Below are 18,391 nucleotides of genomic sequence, written 5' to 3' on the forward strand. Positions count from 1 at the left end.
TTCTGCGCGGGTGCGGGTGCGTGCGGTGTGGCGGCCCCGGAACAGCGCCCGGGTCTCGATAACGTGACCCCCATGAGCTCGCGGCCCTCACCCCTGGCCCCGCGCGGGCCGTTGCCCGCCGCGGTCTACTGGCGACGTCGCCTGGTCCTGCTGGTGGTCCTCGTGGTCGTGGTGGCGGTGGCCATGCAGCTCCTCGGCGGTGACGGTGACCCGGCCGAGCCGAAGGCCTCGGCGGCGCTGAGCGCCGCCGAGGCGACTCCGGAGCCCGCCGCGAGCGCCGGGCCCACCTCCGAGCCGTCCCAGCCGGTCCGGGTCCGCAAGCGCAAGCGTCCCGCCCGCCCGGTGGAGCCGGTGCTGGCCGAGCCCAGCGGCCCGTGCGTGGGCCGCGACATCGCGGTCACCCCCGAGGTCGGCACGGCGATCGCCGGTCCCCACAACGGCGCGGACATCGTGCTGTCGCTGCGCACGCTGACGGCCGAGGCCTGCACCTGGTCGGTCTCCCCGCGGACCCTGTCGGTCAAGATCACCTCCGGCAACGACGACATCTGGTCCAGCCAGCAGTGCCCCGCCGCGATCCCGGCCCAGGAGGTCACCGTGCGGCGCACGGTGAGCACCCCGGTCACCCTCCGGTGGAACGCCCGTCGCTCCGACGAGGACTGCTCGCCCCAGGGCGGCTGGGCGCTGCCGGGCTTCTACCACGTCACTGCCGCCGCCCTCGCCGGCGAGCCGGCCGACGTGCAGTTCGAGCTCCTCCTGGGTCCCGGCGGGGACGCCTCGAGCCGTCAGCGGCCGGCCGGCCGGACCGCCGCCCGTCGCGAGGCCGGGCGCCGCGCGGCGCCCGCACCCGACTCCGAGGCCGACGACCGCTCCTGAGCGGCACCGGGCGGGGCGCGCAGCCCCGCCGGCTCAGACGTAGCGCTCGAGGATCGTGGACTCGGCGAGGCGGGAGAGGCCCTCGCGCACGCTGCGCGCCCGCAGCTCGCCGACACCCTCGACGGCCTGGAGGTCGTCGATGCCGGCGGACAGCAGCTTCTGCAGGGTGCCGAAGTGGTCGACGAGCCGGTCCACGACGGAGGCGGGAAGCCGCGGCACCTTGGCCAGCAGCCGGTAGCCGCGGGGTGCGACCGCGCCGTCGAGGTGCTCGCCGTTGCCGAGGCCGAGCACCCGGGCGGTGGAGGCGGGGTCGACCAGCTCGGTCGCCGAGAGCGCCTCGATCTTGGAGAGCAGCTCCTCGGGGCTCTTGCTGCGCTTGCCGGTGGGCAGGTAGTCGCGGATGACCAGCTCACGCTCGGCGTCGACGCCGGTGATGAGCTCCTCGAGCTGGAGCGCCAGCAGCCGGCCGTCGCTGCCGAGCTCGAGCACGTAGTCCTCGATCTCGCGCGCGATGCGGGTGACCATCTCCAGGCGCTGGGCGACCACCGCCACGTCGCGCACGGTCACCAGGTCCTCGATCTCCAGCGCGGAGAGGGTGCTGGACACCTCGTCGAGGCGCAGCTTGTAGCGCTCGAGGGTCGCGAGGGCCTGGTTGGCGCGGGACAGGATCTGCCCGGAGTCCTCCAGCACGTGGCGGCGCTCGCCGACGTACGCCGCGATGATCTGCATCGACTGTGACACCGAGATGACGGGGTATCCGGTCTGGCGGGCGACCCGGTCCGCGGTGCGGTGCCGGGTGCCGGTCTCCTCGGAGGGGATGGTGTGGTCGGGCATCAGGTGGACAGCGGCCTTGCTGATCCGGGTGATGTCCTTGTCGACGATGATGCCGCCGTCCATCTTGGCCAGCTCGCGCAGCCCGGTGGCGGTGAAGGGGACATCGAGCTGGAACCCGCCGGTCGAGATCGACTCGACGGTCTTGTCGATGCCGAGCACGATCAGCGCGCCGGTGCGGCCGCGCAGGATCCGCTCCAGGCCGTCGCGCATCGGGGTTCCGGGCGCGATGGCGGCGAGCGTCTCGCGCATCCGGGCATCGTCCGAGCGATCGGTGGCCACGAGGCGTTGTCCCTTCTCCACGGCGGCAGCCTGCCGCAGGGGAATCCTAGTGCTCAGAGCGTGGGCGCGTGACCTAGCCCGGCTGCTGGCTGAGTCGGAGCACCCGCAGGGCGGAGGCGACGTCGGGAACCTCCATGATCCGGATGCCGTCGGAGACCGCCGGTGCGCCCGCACGCAGGACCTGCGAGTCGCCGCTGCCGGGCTCGCAGGGCACCACCGCGACCCGGAACCCGAGCCGCTCGGCCTCCGCCACCCGCTGCGGCAGGTCGCGCAGCCGGCGCAGCTCGCCGGCCAGACCGATCTCGCCCATCGCCACGACGCCGTGGGGGACCGCCTTGCCCAGCGAGGCCGAGGCGAGCGCCACCGCGACCCCGAGGTCGCTCGCCGGCTCCTGCAGTCGTGCGCCTCCGACGGTCGAGGCGAACACGTCCATCTTGTGCAGCCGCACGCCGCAGTGCTGCTGGAGCACCGCGAGCACCATCGCCACCCGTGAGGAGTCCAGGCCCGAGGTGGTGCGCCGGGGGCGTTCGAGCGGGCTGTGGGTGACCAGCGCCTGGACCTCGGCGAGCATCGGGCGCCGGCCCTCCATGGTCACCGCGACGCAGGTGCCGGGCACCCGGCCGTGGTGGTTCTCCACGAACAGCCCGGTGGGGTCGGTGACCGCGGTGATCCCCTCGGGGCCGAGGTCGAAGCAGCCCACCTCGTCGACCGGGCCGAAGCGGTTCTTCATCGCCCGCACCATCCGGAAGCGGGAGTTGCGGTCGCCCTCGAAGTGCAGGACGACGTCGACGAGGTGCTCGAGGACCCGCGGACCCGCGATCGAGCCGTCCTTGGTGACGTGGCCGACCAGGACGGTCGTGATGTTGCGGGTCTTGGCCACCCGCACCAGCGCGGCGGCGACCTCCTTGACCTGGGTGACCCCGCCGGGGACGCCCTCGATGCCGGACGCGCCGATGGTCTGCACCGAGTCGACGACCAGGAGCGTGGGCCGGACCTGCTCGATGTGGGTCAGCACCGCGCCCAGGTCGGTCTCGGCCGCGAGGTAGAGCTCGTCCTGCACCGCGCCGGTGCGGTCGGCGCGCAGCCGCACCTGGGAGGCGGACTCCTCGCCGGTGACGTAGAGGGTGCGGTGGCGGTAGCGGGCGGTCTGGGCGGCCACCTCCAGCAGCAGCGTGCTCTTGCCGACGCCCGGCTCGCCGGCCAGCAGGATCGCCGCCCCGGGGACCAGGCCGCCGCCGAGCACCCGGTCGAGCTCGGGGACGCCGCTGGTGCGGAAGGCCGACTCGGACACCGACACCTGCCCGATCGGCACGGCGGCGGTGGTCACCGGGGCCGCGGCGGCGCGCACGACGGGCGCGGCGGCCTCGGCGACCGAGCCCCAGGCCTGGCACTCCCCGCAGCGGCCGACCCACTTGCCGGTCTCCCAGCCGCACTCGGTGCAGCGATAGCTCGGGCGGGAGGCACGGGCACCGGTCTTCGACATGGGCCAGACGCTAGGCGACGGCGCCGACAGTGCGGTCCCGGGAGGCGTCAGTACCGGCGCGACCAGAGGTTGACGGCGTAGTCGACCTCGGTGCCGTCGTGCCCGGCGAGCGCCTCCTCGGCCGCGGCCGGGGGCAGCTCGATGCGCACCACCGCCTCGAGGTCGGCCCGCGAGGAGAACGACCAACGGATGTCCAGCGGGGTGCGGTCCCAGCCGTGGGTCGACCAGAACCGCTCGACGGCGTCCGGGTCCACCTCGGGGAAGCCGCGGCGGAACCAGACACCGAAGGTCGAGCGGGTCGGGTCGTTGTCGATCACGAACGCCGCGCCGCCGCGGCGTACGACCCGGTCCAGCTCGCGCAGCCCGGGCTCGCTGCCGGGGCCGAAGAAGTAGGCCCAGCGGGCGTGGACCACGTCGACGGAGGCGTCCGGGACCGGCAGTGCCTGCGCGGTGCCCTGGTGCACCTCGACCGTGGGGAACCGCCGGGTACGGCGGCGCGCCAGCGCCACCAGGTCGGGGTGCGGCTCGACCCCGATCACCGCGGCGGCGTCGGCGGCGAACCGGGGCAGGTGGAACCCGGTGCCGCAGCCGACGTCGAGGACCGTGCGCCCGGTCCAGCCACCGGCGCCGAGGACGGCGCGCATGGCGGCCTCGATCACGCCGTCGGGATCGACGGCGTGGTTCTCCAGCTCGTAGGTCGCGGTGTGGTGCCAGATGTTGGGGCTCGGGCGAGCCCCCGCCGGGAGGCTCAGATCCGGACCAGGCCGCGCGGGGTCTGCACCTGGATGGCGAGGACGCCGGGGGTGCCGTTGGGGGCGACCCAGTCGACCTTCACGTCCTCCAGCGGCGCCTCGACGGTCTCGCCGAGCCACTCGCTGACCCGGTGCGGGTCGCCGGCGATCTCCAGCGAGGCGAGCGCCCACGCGGGGTCCGCGCCGGTGCTGGGGTGCGGGGCGGTGGAGGCGTCCCACTCGATGAAGTAGGGGACCTGGGGGTCAGCGATCAGCCCGTTGATGCCGATCTGGTGCCAGCGCAGCTCGCTGCCGTCGGGCAGGTGGCGGTTGCCGGCCACTGCCTGGCGGCCGAGGCGCTGCTCGACCACGGAGATGTCCTTGACCGCGACGACCCAGCCGAGCCAGCCGCCACCGAGCGCGGAGCGGGCCTTCACGGCCTGCCCGAACGGCGCCTTGTCGGAGGCGGGGTGGTCGAGGGCCTCGACGATCTCGAGGTAGGTGTTGCCGGCCAGCGGCAGGATCATGTTGCGAGTGCCGAAGCGCGGGTGCACCCCGCCGTCGACGAACTCGCGTCCGAGGAGCTCCCCGATGCGCTGGGCAGTGCCCCGCAGTCCGTCGGGTCCGGCAGCGAAAGAGAGATGGTCCAGGCGCATGTCCCGATTGTGGGCGAGGCCTCACGGCACCCCGACATTGGGGTCTTGGTCTCTTGACGTCGAGAGGTAGGCCGTGCTCTTGGAACGCGCCGCCCAGGGGTGGCCAGGGCCGGTGCCGGTACTTATCGGCGCAATTGCGCAGAAGTGGCCGGGTGCAGCGTCAGCGCCGAACGAGTCCGCTGGTGCGCCTCGCAGTGGCGCACCAGCTCGGCGTACGCCGCGGCGCCCATCAGCGCGGTGAGCTCGGCGGCGTGGGTGCGGAAGACCGGCTCGGCGGCGACGTGGGCCTCGGTGTTGCCCGAGCAGTACCAGTCCAGGTCGTGCCCGCCCGGGCCCCAGCCGCGGCGGTCGTACTCACCGATCGTCACCTCGGTGTACGTCGTGTCGTCGGGGCGCTCGACCTCGCGGAAGGCGCGCCGGATGGGCAGCTGCCAGCACACGTCGGGCTTGGTCTCCAGCGGGTGCAGGCCGCGCTCGAGGGCGAGCCCGTGCAGGGCGCAGCCGGCGCCGCCGGGACCGGTGCCCGGGACGAACCCGGGCCGGTTCTGGAACACGCAGGCCTGCTGGCCGTCGACCTCTGCGGTGCGGGTCTTGCGGGCCCCCTCGTCGTCGGTCTCGACCCAGTCCTCGGGGCGGACCTCACGGCCGGGGTGCAGCTGCCACTGCTCGGGGGTCAGGTCCGCGACGAAGCCCGCGACCCGGCGCTCGTCGTCCTCGTCGGAGAAGTGGGCGCCGAGCGTGCAGCACCCGACGTCGGGGGCGTCCGCGTAGATCCCGGGGCAGCCCTGGCCGAAGATGCACGTCCAGGCCGACGTCAGCCAGGTGAGGTCGCAGCGCAGGACCTCGTCGGGGTCGTCGGGGTTGACGAACTCCACCCACGCGCGGGGGAACACCAGGTCGACCTCGGGCACCCGGTCAGCCTACGGGTCCCCGGGGGACGGCGAGTACGTTGGAGGTATGCGCCTGGGCGTCCTCGACATCGGCTCCAACACCGGTCATCTCCTGGTCGTTGACGCGCACGGTGGTGCCGCCCCGTTGCCGGCCTCGTCGTTCAAGCAGCCGCTGCGCCTGGCCGAGCACCTCGTTGCCGCCGACGACGCGAGCCCCGGCACGCCGGGCACGCTGGTCTCCGCGGCCGGTATCGACGCGCTCGCCGGCTTCACCGCCGAGGCGATGCGGGTGGCCGAGGACCAGGGCTGCGAGGAGATCCTGGCCTTCGCGACCTCCGCGGTGCGCGACTCCACCAACGCCGATGCCGTGCTGGAGGAGGTCCGCGCCCGCACCGGCGTGGCCATCGAGGTGCTCTCCGGGGAGGACGAGGCCCGCCTGACCTTCCTCGCCGTACGCCGCTGGTTCGGGTGGTCGGCCGGCCGACTGGCCGTCTTCGACATCGGCGGCGGGTCGCTGGAGATCGCCGGCGGCGCCGACGAGGCGCCCGAGGTGGCCTGGTCGCTGCCGATCGGCGCGGCCCGGCTGGCACGCGCCCACTTCGCCGACCCGGTCACCGGCGCGCCTGGGACGCCGCTGGAGGAGGACCGGGTGCGCGAGGTCCGCAAGGCGGTGCGCGCGGAGATCGCCCGCGACGCCGGGCGGCTGCTGCGTGGGGGCGCCCCGGACCGTGCCGTCGCGACCTCCAAGACCTTCCGCTCGCTGGCCCGCATCTGCGGCGCGGCGGCCTCCGGCGAGGGTCCACTGGTCCCGCGCTCGCTCCCGCTCGCCGAGCTGCGACCGTGGATCCCCAAGCTGGCCGCCATGACGATCGAGGAGCTGGGCCAGCTGCCCGGTGTCTCTCCGGGCCGCGCCCACCAGGTCGTGCCCGGGGCGCTGGTCGCCGAGGCGTGCATGGACCTGTTCGGGCTGACCGCGCTGGAGATCTGTCCTTGGGCGCTGCGCGAGGGCGTGATCCTCGAACGCCTCGACCAGCTGAGCGTGCTGGACGACGCGTGAACCGTATCGGCCTGTCCACCTCCTCGGTCTACCCCGAGTCCACGGCGCACGCCTTCGCCTACGCCGCGCAGGTGGGCTACGACACCGTCGAGGTGATGGTGGGCATCGACGCGCTCTCCCAGCAGACCGCGGCGATCCAGCAGCTGTCCGAGCACCACGGGATCCCCGTCGCCTCGGTCCACGCGCCGTGCCTGCTGTTCACCCAGCGGGTCTGGGGCACCGAGCCCTGGGGCAAGCTCGAGCGCTCCGCGGAGATGGCGCACGCGGTCGGCGCCGAGGTGGTCGTGGTGCACCCGCCGTTCCGGTGGCAGCGGGAGTACGCCGCGGGCTTCGTCGACGGCATCGCGGCGCTGGAGGAGTCCACGGGCATCGCCTTCGCGGTGGAGAACATGTATCCGTGGCGGGCCTCGCAGAAGCGCGGGGTGGAGATGTACCTGCCCTCGCGCGATCCCTCCGACGAGCCGTTCGCCCACGCGACCATCGACCTCTCCCACGCCGCGATCGCCGGCGACGACCCCGTCGCGATGGCCGAGCGGCTCGGTCCCCGGCTGTGCCACGTGCACCTGACCGACGGCACCTTGTCGGCGAAGGACGAGCACCTCGTGCCGGGCCGCGGCACGGTCGGCTCCGCGGCCTTCCTGAAGCACCTCGCGCGCACCGGCTTCGCCGGCGAGATCGTCGTCGAGATCAACACCCGGCGCTGCCCCGGCCCCGAGGAGCGCGCCGCCGACCTGGCGGAGTCCCTGGAGTTCGCCCGCCAGCACCTCCGCGTCGCCGCCCCCTGAGCGGCGACCCCGACGGCTGTCCTCGCCCGAGGCGTCAGCCGAAGGCGGTCTGCGGGTCCAGCCCGGTGCGCATCCGCCAGGCGGTGAGCGCGACCGCCAGGCAGGTCAGCTGGGTGGGGTCGTCGAGGGAGACCCCGAGCAGCCGCTCGATCCGTTCCAGGCGGGCGTAGAGCGACTGGCGGCGGATGCCGAGCGCCGCGGCGGTGCGCGACTTGCTCGTGCTGTGGGCCACGAACGCGTCGAGGGTGCGCATCAGGTCCGCGGTGGCGGCGATGTCGTACTCCAGCAGCGGCCCGAGCTGCTCGGCGACGAACGCGGCGGTCGCGGTCGGAGTGGAGCCCGCGGCCAGCAGTCGCGGCACCCCGAGGTCGCGGGCCAGCACCACCCCGGCGCGGGTGCCGACGCGCCGGGCCACCTGCACGACCTCCCGGACCTGCGCCACCGCCGCGCCCACGTCGGCCAGGTCGGCGACCGGTGCGGCCGCGGCGAGCACTCGGGCGCCCCCGCCCGATGTGCCGAGCGCGTCGTACGCCGCGGTGAGGGTGGCGCGCACCCGCTGCGGCAGCGGCCGGCTCCAGCCCTGGCACAGCCCCACCACCTGGCTGCCGGCGGCGCCGACGACCACCGGGCCCAGCTCGGCGGTGAGCGCGTCGCGCAGCGGGGCGACCAGCTCGTGCGCGGGCACCCGTGGGTCCACGTCGAGCGCCGCGACGAGCAGGTGCCGACCCGGCGTCGGGAGCCACCCCGCGGCCGCCAGTCGGTCGCGCAGGTCGGCGGCGGAGGCGATGGCACCTGCGGCCAGGTCGGTGACGACCGCCTGGGCGAGCGAGGGCCGCTGCTCCCCGCCCGGGTGCCGGCCGAGCTCGAGGGCCACCGCCACCGCGAGGCGCTGGAGCACCGCGCCGCGCCGCGCGCTGGCGCGTCCGCGGAGCACGACCTGGCCGGCCGGACCACCGGGGCCCCGCACGTCCGCGCTCACGCACTCGCCCGCCCACTCCGGGACCGCCACCCGGCTGCGCTCCACGAGCGTGCCGTCGACGTCGACGAGCTCGACGCTGCATCCGGCGAGGCGGGCAGCGGCGTCGAGCAGCGCGCGCATCCCCTGGCCGTGCACGACCGGCGCGAGCACCTCCTGCCAGACCCGCTCACCGAGGCGCGGCGCGTCGGGGCGGCGGCGTACGGCGAGGTCGTGGAAGTCCTCGATCATCCGCACGAACGGCACCACGGTGTGCAGGGCGACCAGCGGGATCCCGCGGCGCTGGGCGGCCAGCACGATCGGCGCCGGCACCTCGAAGAACGAGCGGCCGATCTCCAGGGCCAGCGCCGCGCAGCCTGCGTCCGCGAGCTGGTCGACGTACGCCGTGAGCTGCGCCGCGGTCCGCCCGTGCAGCCCGAGGCCGGTGGTCAGCAGCACCTCCCCGCCGGCGAGCAGCCCGGCGATCTCGTAGACCTCCGAGGAGTGCACCCAGCGCACGCTGACGGCGTCGAGATCGAGGAGGGGGCCGCCCAGCACCTCGGGGGCGGCGGCACGGAACGAGGGGAGCGCGAGCACCTCGCGCAGGGTCGGCAGCACGTGCCCATCGTGGTGCCCCACCGGCGGCCTGTCACACGGCTGACGTGACAGGGTGTCAGGCATCGCGCGTCCCGGGCCTGACATCTCGTCCCTTGCTGGGCTCCGCGGGCCTCTGGTCGGGTGGAGATCCGCGATCCCGCACCTCAAGGAGCCCCCATGGACGACCAGGACCGGACATTCCTCGATCTGGCGATCGAGCAGGCACGACTCGGCTGGGATGAGGGTGGGATCCCCATCGGTGCCGCTCTCGTCCACGAGGGCGAGGTGCTGGCGGTCGGACGCAACCGTCGCGTGCAGCTCGGCAGCGCGATCCGGCACGGCGAGACCGACTGCATCGAGAACGCCGGCCGGCTGCCGGCGTCGGTCTACCGGCGCAGCGTGCTCTACACGACGCTCTCGCCGTGCTTCATGTGCGCCGGCACCGCGGTCCTCTACGACATCCCGCGGATCGTGGTCGGGGAGAACCAGACCTTCCAGGCCTCCGAGGACTGGCTGCGCAGCCGCGGCGTGCAGGTCGACGTGGTCGACGACGCCGCCTGCGTGGCGTTGATGCAGCGGATGATCACCGAGCGCCCCCAGCTGTGGGCCGAGGACATCGGCGAGGAGTCGTGAGCACCACGCCCGAGGCCCGTGCCACCGGTCCGGGCACGGCGGCCGAGGAGCCGGTCGACCCGGACTACCCGGTCACCCCGGTGCCGCTGCACGCCCGCAAGTCGTTCCTGTCGCTGGCCGTGGTGCTGCTCGGCTTCACCGTCTTCACCCCGACGATGCTCGCCGGCGCCGCCCTCGGTCCGGCGTTCACCTTCGGCGACCTGCTGCTGGTCATCCTCGGGGGCTCCCTGATCCTCGGCGCCTACGTCGCTTTGATGGGCTACGTCGGGGCGCGCACCGGGCTGACCACCGTCGTCATGGCCCGCTACACCTTCGGCCACGGCGGCTCCAAGCTCGCCTCGATCCTGCTCGGCGGCACCCAGATCGGGTGGTACGGCGTGGTCGTCGGCACCATCGGCGACCTGACCGCCCGCGCGGCGGGCTGGGAGTCCTACGGCGCCAAGGCGTCGATCATGGTGCTCACCAGCGTCTTGATGTGCGCCACCGCCTGCTACGGCTACCGCGGGATGTACTGGGTCTCGCTGGTGTCCACGCCGCTGATCCTGGTGCTGGCGTTCTGGGTCGTGCTGCGCTCCCTGGAGGAGGTCGACGGCCTCTCCGGGCTGTTCGCGGTCGAGCCGACCGCGACGATGGCGATCCCGGTCGCGATCACGACGGTGGTCGGCACGTTCGTCTCGGCCGGCACCCAGGCCCCGAACTGGACCCGGTTCGCCCGCACCGGGCGCCAGGCGGTGTGGGCCTGCCTGATCGGGTTCCTGATCGGCAACGGGCTGATGATCCTGTTCGGCGCGATCGGCGCGATCACCTTCGGTGAGGGCGACTTCGTGCTCGTGCTCTACAACCTCGGGCTGGTCGGCTGGGGCGTGTTCCTGCTGTTCGGCAACCTGTGGAAGTCCAACGCCGACACGGCGTACGCCTTCGGCGTCGCGGGGGCCGAGCTCTTCGAGCGACCTCGCAAGACCCCTTTCGTGGTGGGCGGCTCGATCATCGGCACCGCGCTGGCGCTCACCGGCGTGCAGAACCACCTGGTCGACTACCTCGGCCTGCTCGGCACCTTCATCCCACCGCTGGGCGGGGTGATCATCGCCGACTTCTTCCTGCGCTGGCGCCGGGGGATCGCGACCGGGCAGCGCACCGTCCCGCTCGACCTGCGCAACGTCGCGGCGTACGCCCTGGGCAGCCTCGCCGCGTGGGGATCGAAGGAGGCCGAGATCGGCATCCCGCCGCTGATCGGCATCGTGGTCGCGGTGCTGGCGGCGGTGCTGCTGAACCGCTCCCGCGCCGATCGGGCGGGCATGGAGGCGTCGTCAGCGACCCGTTGACGGGCGCCACCGCGTAATCTCGGTCACATGTCCCTCCTGCGCCAGCCGATCCTGCTGCTGTCCCGCAGCGACCGACTCCAGGACCTCCTCACCCGGCTCCCGGCGACCGCCCGCATGGTGGCGGGCTACGTCGCCGGGACCGGGACCGACGACGTGCTCGCGGTGGCGGAGGAGCTCGCCGCCGACGGGCTCTCCACCAGCCTGGACCACCTGGGCGAGGACACCCGCGAGCTGCACCAGGCCGACGCGACGGTCGCGGCGTACCTCGAGCTGCTCGGCCACCTGCCCGCGCGCGGGCTGAGCCGCAGCGCGGAGGTCTCGGTCAAGCTCAGCGCGATCGGGCTGGCGCTGCCCGACGGCGACCGGGTGGCCCTCGAGAACGCCCGCACGATCTGCCGGGCCGCCCGCAACGCCGGGACCACGATCACCGTCGACATGGAGGACCACACCACCACCGACGCGACGCTGGGCGTGCTGCGCGAGCTGCGCAAGGACTTCCCGGAGACCGGGGCGGTGCTCCAGGCCCAGCTGCACCGCACCCTCGACGACTGCCGCGGCCTGGCCCACGAGGGCTCGCGGGTGCGGCTGTGCAAGGGCGCCTACGCCGCGCCCGAATCGGTCGCCTGGACCGACCCGAACGACGTGGACCGCGCGTTCGTGCGCTGCTTGAAGATCCTGATGGCCGGGCAGGGCCACCCGATGATCGCCACCCACGACCCGACCCTGATCGAGGTCGCGCTCGCGCTCGCCGGGCGCCACCGCCGTCCGCAGGGGAGCTATGAGTTCCAGATGCTCTACGGCGTGCGACCAGAGGAGCAGCGCCGCCTGGCCGCGGCGGGCGAGCACGTGCGGGTGTACGTTCCCTACGGCTCGCAGTGGTACCCCTACCTCGTGCGGAGGATGGCGGAGCGGCCGCGCAACCTGTCGTTGTTCATCACCTCCCTGGTCTCCAAACGCTGAGCCGGGAGATCCCGGAAAGAAGTGGGACCACCATGTCGCAGACCGCGATCCTCGGTGCCGGCGTCATGGGGGAGACCCTGCTGTCGGGCCTCGTCCGTGCCGGTCGCCGTGTCGACCAGCTCCTCGTCGGCGAGAAGCGCGAGGAGCGCGCCCGCGAGCTCGAGGAGCGCTACGGCGTCTCGGTCGTGGGCAACCGCGAGGCGGTCCGCGAGGCCAGCACCGTCGCGCTCGTGGTGAAGCCGCAGGACATGGGCGACGTGCTCGCCGAGATCGCCCCCGACCTGCGCCCCGGCCAGCTGCTGGTCTCGCTGGCCGCCGGCATCACCACGGCGTACATCGAGGAGCGGGTGCCCGAGGGCGTCGCGGTCGTGCGGGTCATGCCCAACACCCCGGCGCTGGTCGATGAGGGCATGTCGGCGATCTCGCCCGGCTCGCACTGCACCGAGGACCAGCTCCTCGAGGCCGAGAGCCTGATGGCCTCGGTGGGCCAGGTGCTGCGGATCCCCGAGAAGCAGCAGGACGCCGTCACCGCGATCTCCGGCTCCGGCCCGGCGTACATCTTCTTCGTCGTGGAGTCGATGATCGAGGCGGGCGTCCACCTCGGTCTCCCGCGCGCGACCGCGACCCAGCTGGCGATCCAGACCGTCGTGGGCTCCGGGAAGATGCTGCGCGAGACCGGCACCCACCCCGCCGTGCTGCGCGAGCAGGTCACCTCCCCGGCCGGCACCACGGCCGCCGCCCTGCGCGAGCTCGAGGTGCACAAGGTCCGCGCGGCGTTCCTCGCCGCCATGGAGGCCGCCCGCGACCGCTCGCGCGCCCTCGCCGCCGGCGACTGACCCCTCGCCGAGTCGGCGCCAAAGGCGCGCCGAGCCGGTTCCCGTGAGGTGGATCATGGGCCGCCGAGCAGCGATCGGCGTCACGCGGTAGCGTCCCCGCATGTCCACCTGCGAGGGGCCGGCGACGGTCGTCTACGACCCGGTCCTGACCGGCTACGACTTCGGTCCGCACCACCCGATGTCGCCGCTGCGGGTCGACCTCACGATGCGCCTCGCCCGCGACCTCGGCGTGCTCGACGGCGTGCGCCTGGTGCCGGCCGAGGTGGCGACCGAGGACCAGCTGGTCACCGTCCACGACCCGCGCCTGATCGAGGCGGTCATGCGGGCCGGGACCACCGCCGCCCCCGACGCGCTGCGCGGCGTCGGCACCGAGGACAACCCGATCTTCCGGCACATGCACCAGGCCTCCGCCCACGTCGTGGGCGCGAGCCTCGAGGCGTTCCGGCAGGTGTGGAGCGGGGAGTCGCTGCACGCGGCCAACATCGCCGGCGGCCTGCACCACGCGATGCCCGACCGGGCCAGCGGCTTCTGCATCTACAACGACATCGCGGTCGGTATCCGCTCGCTGCTCGACGCGGGGGCCGAGCGGGTCGCCTACGTCGACGTCGACGTGCACCACGGCGACGGCGTGGAGCGGATCTTCTGGGACGACCCGCGCGTGCTCACGATCTCGCTGCACGAGACCGGGCAGATGCTCTTCCCCGGCACCGGCTTCCCCCAGGACCTCGGCGGTCCCGAGGCGCAGGGGAGCGCGGTCAACGTCGCCCTCCCGCCCGGTACGTCGGACGCCGGGTGGCTGCGCGCCTTCCATGCGGTGGTCCCGCCGCTGCTGCAGGCCTTCGACCCGGAGGTGCTGGTGACCCAGCACGGCTGCGACTCCCACGCCGACGACCCGCTCGCGCACATGATGCTGAGCATCGACGGGCAGCGCGCGGCCTACCTGGCGCTGCACGACCTCGCCCACGAGGTCGCCGACGGGCGCTGGGTCGCCGTGGGTGGTGGCGGCTACGCGGTCGTCGACGTGGTGCCTCGCGCCTGGACCCACCTGCTCTCGATCGTCGCGGGCAACCCGGTCGACCCCGAGCGCGAGACCTCGGATGCCTGGCGCGAGCACGTCCGGGAGGTGCTCGACCTCTCCGCGCCGTACCGCATGACCGACGGGCGTACGCCGGCCTACCGCGACTGGAGCGGGGGCTACGACCCCGACACCTGGCTGGACCGGGCGATCCACGCCACCCGCCTCGAGGCGTTCCCCCTGCACGGCCTCGACCCGATGCCCTGAGGGCGCGGACCGTCTCTCCGTAGGCGGCGTAGGGTGGGTCGACGGGGACCATGCAAGCCGACACGCCGTGTGGCGTGCCTAATTTCACCTCTACTCTTCCCCACGAGTCACTTCTGCCCCTATCCTCACGCTTACGTGGCCGTGTCATCACCGGTGGGGAAGCCGGTGGCGCGCCGCAGAGAAAGAACGGTGCTCGATGGCAGCCAACTCCCGGGGGGACATCTCCGAGGCGAAGTTCCTGACCGTGGCCGAGGTCGCAGCGATGATGCGGGTCTCGAAGATGACGGTCTACCGCTTGGTGCACAACGGCGACCTCCCGGCGGTGCGGGTGGGCCGCTCGTTCCGGGTCCGCGAAGAGGACGCCGACGAGTACATCCGCCGCAGCTTCTACGACGCGGGCTGAGACGCCGGACGCCGTGGTCTCGCCGCCGGAACGACGTGTTCCGGGGGCCTGGATTCTGACCTCCACCAGCGGGCCGTTAGGCTAGCCCGGTCCTCCGGGCGCTGTGCTCGAGTGGCCTGATCGGCTTTTGAAAGGTATCCCGTGGGTTCTGTCATCAAGAAGCGGCGCAAGCGTATGGCCAAGAAGAAGCACCGCAAGCTGCTCAAGAAGACGCGCGTCCAGCGCCGCAAGCTCGGTAAGTAGCCCCTCCCGGGGGACGGTCGGCATGAGCACCGGGAGCGTCGTCCTCGTCACCGGGGTCTCCCGTGACCTCGGCCGGACGTTCGCGCGCTCCCTCGCCGCCGACCCCTCCGTGGAGCGGGTGATCGGCGTCGATGTCGTGCCGCCTCGCGGCGACATCGGCGACGTCTCGTTCGTGCGGGCCGACATCCGCAATCCGGTGATCGCCAAGGTGATCGCCAAGGAGGATGTCGACACCGTCGTCCACATGAGCATCATCTCCACGCCCGGCTCCGCCGGCGGGCGCGGGACGATGAAGGAGCTCAACGTCATCGGCACGATGCAGCTGCTGGCTGCGTGCCAGAAGGCGCCGAGCCTCCGCTCGCTCGTGGTGAAGTCGACGACGACCGTCTACGGCGCCAGCAGCCGCGACCCCGCGATGTTCACCGAGGACATGGGGCCGCGTCGCGCGCCCCGCTCGGGCTACGCCAAGGACGTCGCGGAGATCGAGAGCTACGTCCGCGGCTTCGGCCGTCGGCGCTCCGACGTGCGGGTGACGCTGCTGCGCGCCGCCAACGTGATCGGCCCGCAGGTGCGCAGCCCGATCAGCTCCTACTTCCGGCTGCCGGTGATCCCGACGGTGCTCGGGCACGACGCGCGCATGCAGTTCCTCCACGAGGAGGACCTCTACGCGGTGCTGCGTCACGCCGTGCTCGCCGACGTCGCCGGCACGTTCAACGTCGCCGGCTCCGGCATCCTCATGCTCTCCCAGGCGGTACGCCGCCTGCGCCGCCCCTGGCTGCCGCTGCCCGGAATCGCCGTCGGCAACCTCGGCTCCACGCTCCGCTCGGCGGGCCTGGCCGACTTCTCACCCGAGCAGCTCGGGTTCCTCACCTACGGACGCGGGGTCGACACGACCCGGATGCGCGAGGTGCTCGGCTTCACCCCGGCCCACACGACCCACGAGGCGTTCGCCGACTTCATCGCCTCCATGCCCCCGCCCGCGGCGTACGCCGAGCGCGGCCTGCGCGCTGCGGAGCGCCAGCTCATCGGAGGTGACGTCCATGGGTGACGCCGAGATCATCCCGATCGGCACTCGTGGCCGACCCGGTCGTGGCACCGGGCGTTCGGCGTCGTCGGCCGCCCGCAGTCTGCGCGGTGACGGCGCGGCGCCCGACCAGGCGTCCGCGCGCCGGCCCGCGGCCAAGAAGGGCTCCACCCGCCCCGCGGCCGGCCACGTCGAGGAGCCCGCGGCGGCCGCCGTACGCCCCGCGGTGCGGACCTCGGAGCGCCATCCGCTCGGCGGGATCCCGGTCAGCGACTGGCTGGCCGCCTTCCAGGTCGGCGCCCGCGAGGTCTTCGGCGAGGAGTGGGAGCCCCAGCTGGCCCGCTTCCTGGCCTTCCTGCGCCGCCGCGCGACGGGCGAGTACGTCGTCGACGAGTACGGCTTCGACCAGGAGGTGACCGAGCGCCTGGTCATGGCGGCGCTGCGCCCGCTCGCGCAGAAGTGGTTCCGCATCGAGGTCCGTGGGGTCGAGAACATCCCCGCCGAGGGCGGCGCGCTCGTGGTGTCCAATCACTCCGGCACCATCCCCGTCGACGGGCTGATGACGATGGTCTCGGTCCACGACCACACCGGGCGCTTCCTGCGCCCGCTCGGCGCGGACCTGGTCTTCCGGCTGCCCGGCGTCGGCACGCTCGCCCGCAAGGGCGGCGCCACCCTGGCCTGCAACGAGGACGCCGAGCGGATGCTGCGCGGCGGCGAGCTCGTCGCGGTGTGGCCCGAGGGCTTCAAGGGCATCGGCAAGCCGTTCTCGGAGCGCTACAAGCTCCAGCGCTTCGGCCGCGGGGGCTTCGTGGGCGCCGCGCTGCGCACCGGGGTGCCGATCGTGCCGCTCTCGGTCGTCGGCGCCGAGGAGATCTATCCGATGATCGCCAACCTGCCCTCGCTGGCGCGGCTGCTGGGCCTGCCGTACGTGCCGATCACCCCGCTGTTCCCCTGGCTCGGCCCGCTCGGCATGGTGCCGCTGCCCTCCAAGTGGCTGATGGAGTTCGGCGAGCCGATCCGCACCGACGACTTCGAGCCCGGCGCCGCGGAGGACCCGATGCTGGTCTTCAACGTGACCGACCAGGTCCGTGAGTCGATCCAGCAGACGCTGTACTCGCTGCTGATGCAGCGCGACTCCGTCTTCGGCTGAGGGCCCACCGGCTGCCGCTGCGCCGCCGTCCGGGAGCGGGTCAGGGGGCCTTGTCCTGGCCGGTGAGGCCGCCGAGCAGCGGCGAGGTCACCGCGTCGAGCAGCTCGCCGACACCGGCGAGCAGCTCGGGGACGACCGGGAGCGGATTGTCCTCGCCCCCGGTGAGGCCCTCGACCAGATTGCCGACAAGGCCCTTCTTCGGAGCCTTGGTGTCGCCGTCGCCCTTCGCGCTGCCGCCCCCGGTGCCGCCCCCGGTGCCGCCCGGCTCCGCCGCGGGCGGCCCGACCGTCCCGGGCAGGTCGCTGGGGATGTCGGTGGGCAGGACGGGCGCGAACGTCGTGGTCCCGGAGGCCTCGAGTCGGTCCCTCTCCCGCTCGGCCTCGCGGTCGTCCTCACCGGGCGGTCGGGAGCCGGGCTCCGACGTCGGGGCGGTGGGGTCGAGGGGTCCCGCCGCCTGGGTGATGAGCCACTGGGGGATCTGGGTGAGGGTGTCGGGACACTCCGGGCAGGCCTGCTGCAGCGCCAGCTCGATGCCGAGCAGGACGTTGCCGGCGTCGACCAAGGAGTCCCGGGCGTCGTCGGGCACCAGGCCGGAGAGCTCATCGAGGGAGGACAGGCTCTCGGCGGTGAACGTCTGGAGGGTCTCCACCGCCGCGCGGTCGTCGTCGCCGCCGAGCAGCAGGCCCGAGGCCTCGCCGGCCTGGCTGCCGAAGTCGTCGAGCGTGGCGCGGATGGCCTCGCTGTCCTGGCGCTCGGGGTCCTCGCGGGCCAGCTCGGTCGCCTCGCCCAGCCGCGCCCGGGCGTTGCCCAGGAGCGTGGAGCCCTTCTGCTGGTCGCCCAGGCTGACGCCGGCGTGGGCGTTCTCGATCGCCCGCTTGATCGGGTAGAGCGCGTCGCCGGGCAGCGCCGACTGCGAGGCGACGGCCATCGAGGTGCTCGCGCCGACGATCGCGAACCCGCTGACGGCGATCGCGAGACGCCGCTCGCGGCCGGTACGCCGGGGCGGGAGCGTCAGCCGGTCCTCGACGCTGTGCTGGACCTTGGGCTGGACCTTGGGCTGGACCTTGGGCTCGGTCGCCGGCTCCGCGGCCATCTCGGCGGCGGCGCTCATCAGCCGGTCCCGCAGCGCGGCGGCGAACTCCGGTCGGGGCTCGGGGGCGGGCACCGCGCGCAGGGCGCCGGCGAGCTCCAGCAGCTCGGCGTACCGCGCGTCCTCGGGGCGCAGCGGGGCCTCGCCCGGGGCGCGCTGCACGAGCGCGTCGAACTCCTCCGCGCGCCGCCGTGCCGCGAACACCGGACTCATCGTCTCTGTCCTGTCGTCTCGTGCCACGCCGTGACCGGTGCTCGCACCGGACCCGACACCGTGGTCAACGACGCCACGCCCGACTGGGTTACGCG

19 protein-coding genes are annotated in these 18,391 nt (G+C 73.6%); 12 read left to right on the forward strand and 7 right to left on the reverse strand.

The window, feature by feature from the left end; genetic code table 11:
• Nucleotides 1-72 precede the first annotated feature (72 nt).
• Complete coding sequence (locus HBO46_RS01985; protein ID WP_166137450.1) at nucleotides 73-873, forward strand: hypothetical protein; 801 nt, start codon at nucleotides 73-75, stop codon at nucleotides 871-873.
• 33 nt (nucleotides 874-906) lie between these two features.
• Here HBO46_RS01985 and disA read toward each other — a convergent pair whose 3' ends face one another.
• From disA to HBO46_RS02010, 5 genes are all read right to left on the reverse strand, one after another.
• Nucleotides 907-2,007, reverse strand: coding sequence for a DNA integrity scanning diadenylate cyclase DisA (gene disA, locus HBO46_RS01990; protein WP_397186537.1), 1,101 nt, complete (start codon nucleotides 2,005-2,007; stop codon nucleotides 907-909).
• 52 nt (nucleotides 2,008-2,059) lie between these two features.
• A complete protein-coding gene (gene radA, locus HBO46_RS01995; protein WP_166137447.1) occupies nucleotides 2,060-3,469 on the reverse strand; it encodes a DNA repair protein RadA in 1,410 nt (469 codons plus the stop codon).
• Between the two features lie 47 nt (nucleotides 3,470-3,516).
• Nucleotides 3,517-4,128 (reverse strand): class I SAM-dependent methyltransferase, encoded by a 612-nt coding sequence (locus HBO46_RS02000; RefSeq protein ID WP_224769332.1) that lies wholly within the window; start codon nucleotides 4,126-4,128, stop codon nucleotides 3,517-3,519.
• 89 nt (nucleotides 4,129-4,217) lie between these two features.
• Entirely contained in the window at nucleotides 4,218-4,856 is a 639-nt protein-coding gene (locus tag HBO46_RS02005) for a VOC family protein (RefSeq protein WP_166137444.1), read from the reverse strand.
• A gap of 122 nt (nucleotides 4,857-4,978) precedes the next feature.
• Nucleotides 4,979-5,767 (reverse strand): hypothetical protein, encoded by a 789-nt coding sequence (locus HBO46_RS02010; protein WP_166137441.1) that lies wholly within the window; start codon nucleotides 5,765-5,767, stop codon nucleotides 4,979-4,981.
• 46 nt (nucleotides 5,768-5,813) lie between these two features.
• On the opposite strand from HBO46_RS02010, the gene HBO46_RS02015 reads away from it, so the two are divergent.
• Nucleotides 5,814-6,803, forward strand: a complete 990-nt coding sequence (locus tag HBO46_RS02015; RefSeq protein ID WP_166137438.1) for a Ppx/GppA phosphatase family protein — start codon at nucleotides 5,814-5,816, stop codon at nucleotides 6,801-6,803.
• Nucleotides 6,800-7,588 (forward strand): sugar phosphate isomerase/epimerase family protein, encoded by a 789-nt coding sequence (locus tag HBO46_RS02020; protein WP_166137435.1) that lies wholly within the window; start codon nucleotides 6,800-6,802, stop codon nucleotides 7,586-7,588. Before HBO46_RS02015 ends, HBO46_RS02020 begins: the two co-directional genes overlap by 4 nt.
• A 34-nt stretch (nucleotides 7,589-7,622) precedes the next feature.
• On the opposite strand, the gene HBO46_RS02025 is transcribed toward HBO46_RS02020, so the two are convergent.
• Nucleotides 7,623-9,161 (reverse strand): PucR family transcriptional regulator, encoded by a 1,539-nt coding sequence (locus HBO46_RS02025; RefSeq protein WP_166137432.1) that lies wholly within the window; start codon nucleotides 9,159-9,161, stop codon nucleotides 7,623-7,625.
• 156 nt (nucleotides 9,162-9,317) lie between these two features.
• Between HBO46_RS02025 and HBO46_RS02030 the strand changes: the two genes are divergently transcribed.
• The 9 genes from HBO46_RS02030 to HBO46_RS02070 all read left to right on the forward strand — a co-directional run bounded on the left by HBO46_RS02030 (nucleotide 9,318) and on the right by HBO46_RS02070 (nucleotide 16,993).
• Nucleotides 9,318-9,773, forward strand: coding sequence for a nucleoside deaminase (locus HBO46_RS02030; RefSeq protein ID WP_166137428.1), 456 nt, complete (start codon nucleotides 9,318-9,320; stop codon nucleotides 9,771-9,773).
• Entirely contained in the window at nucleotides 9,770-11,095 is a 1,326-nt protein-coding gene (gene codB, locus HBO46_RS02035) for a cytosine permease (protein WP_166137425.1), read from the forward strand. The genes HBO46_RS02030 and codB overlap by 4 nt, the downstream gene beginning before the upstream one ends.
• A gap of 27 nt (nucleotides 11,096-11,122) precedes the next feature.
• A complete protein-coding gene (locus HBO46_RS02040; RefSeq protein WP_166137420.1) occupies nucleotides 11,123-12,055 on the forward strand; it encodes a proline dehydrogenase family protein in 933 nt (310 codons plus the stop codon).
• A 32-nt stretch (nucleotides 12,056-12,087) separates the two neighbouring features.
• Nucleotides 12,088-12,891, forward strand: a complete 804-nt coding sequence (gene proC / locus HBO46_RS02045) for a pyrroline-5-carboxylate reductase (protein ID WP_166137414.1) — start codon at nucleotides 12,088-12,090, stop codon at nucleotides 12,889-12,891.
• A 100-nt stretch (nucleotides 12,892-12,991) separates the two neighbouring features.
• Nucleotides 12,992-14,173, forward strand: a complete 1,182-nt coding sequence (locus tag HBO46_RS02050; protein ID WP_166137411.1) for an acetoin utilization protein AcuC — start codon at nucleotides 12,992-12,994, stop codon at nucleotides 14,171-14,173.
• 196 nt (nucleotides 14,174-14,369) lie between these two features.
• Entirely contained in the window at nucleotides 14,370-14,576 is a 207-nt protein-coding gene (locus tag HBO46_RS02055) for a helix-turn-helix domain-containing protein (protein ID WP_153321904.1), read from the forward strand.
• A 141-nt stretch (nucleotides 14,577-14,717) separates the two neighbouring features.
• The gene (locus tag HBO46_RS02060; protein WP_008356322.1) at nucleotides 14,718-14,819 is read left to right on the forward strand and encodes a 30S ribosomal protein bS22; all 102 of its coding nucleotides are present in this window, start codon (nucleotides 14,718-14,720) and stop codon (nucleotides 14,817-14,819) included.
• Nucleotides 14,820-14,841: 22 nt separating this feature from the next.
• Nucleotides 14,842-15,867, forward strand: coding sequence for an NAD-dependent epimerase/dehydratase family protein (locus HBO46_RS02065; RefSeq protein ID WP_166137408.1), 1,026 nt, complete (start codon nucleotides 14,842-14,844; stop codon nucleotides 15,865-15,867).
• Nucleotides 15,860-16,993, forward strand: a complete 1,134-nt coding sequence (locus HBO46_RS02070) for a lysophospholipid acyltransferase family protein (RefSeq protein WP_166137405.1) — start codon at nucleotides 15,860-15,862, stop codon at nucleotides 16,991-16,993. The genes HBO46_RS02065 and HBO46_RS02070 overlap by 8 nt, the downstream gene beginning before the upstream one ends.
• A gap of 40 nt (nucleotides 16,994-17,033) precedes the next feature.
• On the opposite strand, the gene HBO46_RS02075 is transcribed toward HBO46_RS02070, so the two are convergent.
• The gene (locus HBO46_RS02075; protein WP_166137402.1) at nucleotides 17,034-18,296 is read right to left on the reverse strand and encodes a DUF5667 domain-containing protein; all 1,263 of its coding nucleotides are present in this window, start codon (nucleotides 18,294-18,296) and stop codon (nucleotides 17,034-17,036) included.
• Nucleotides 18,297-18,391 lie beyond the last annotated feature (95 nt).

Source organism: Nocardioides ochotonae (genome assembly GCF_011420305.2).
Lineage (GTDB): Bacteria > Actinomycetota > Actinomycetes > Propionibacteriales > Nocardioidaceae > Nocardioides > Nocardioides ochotonae.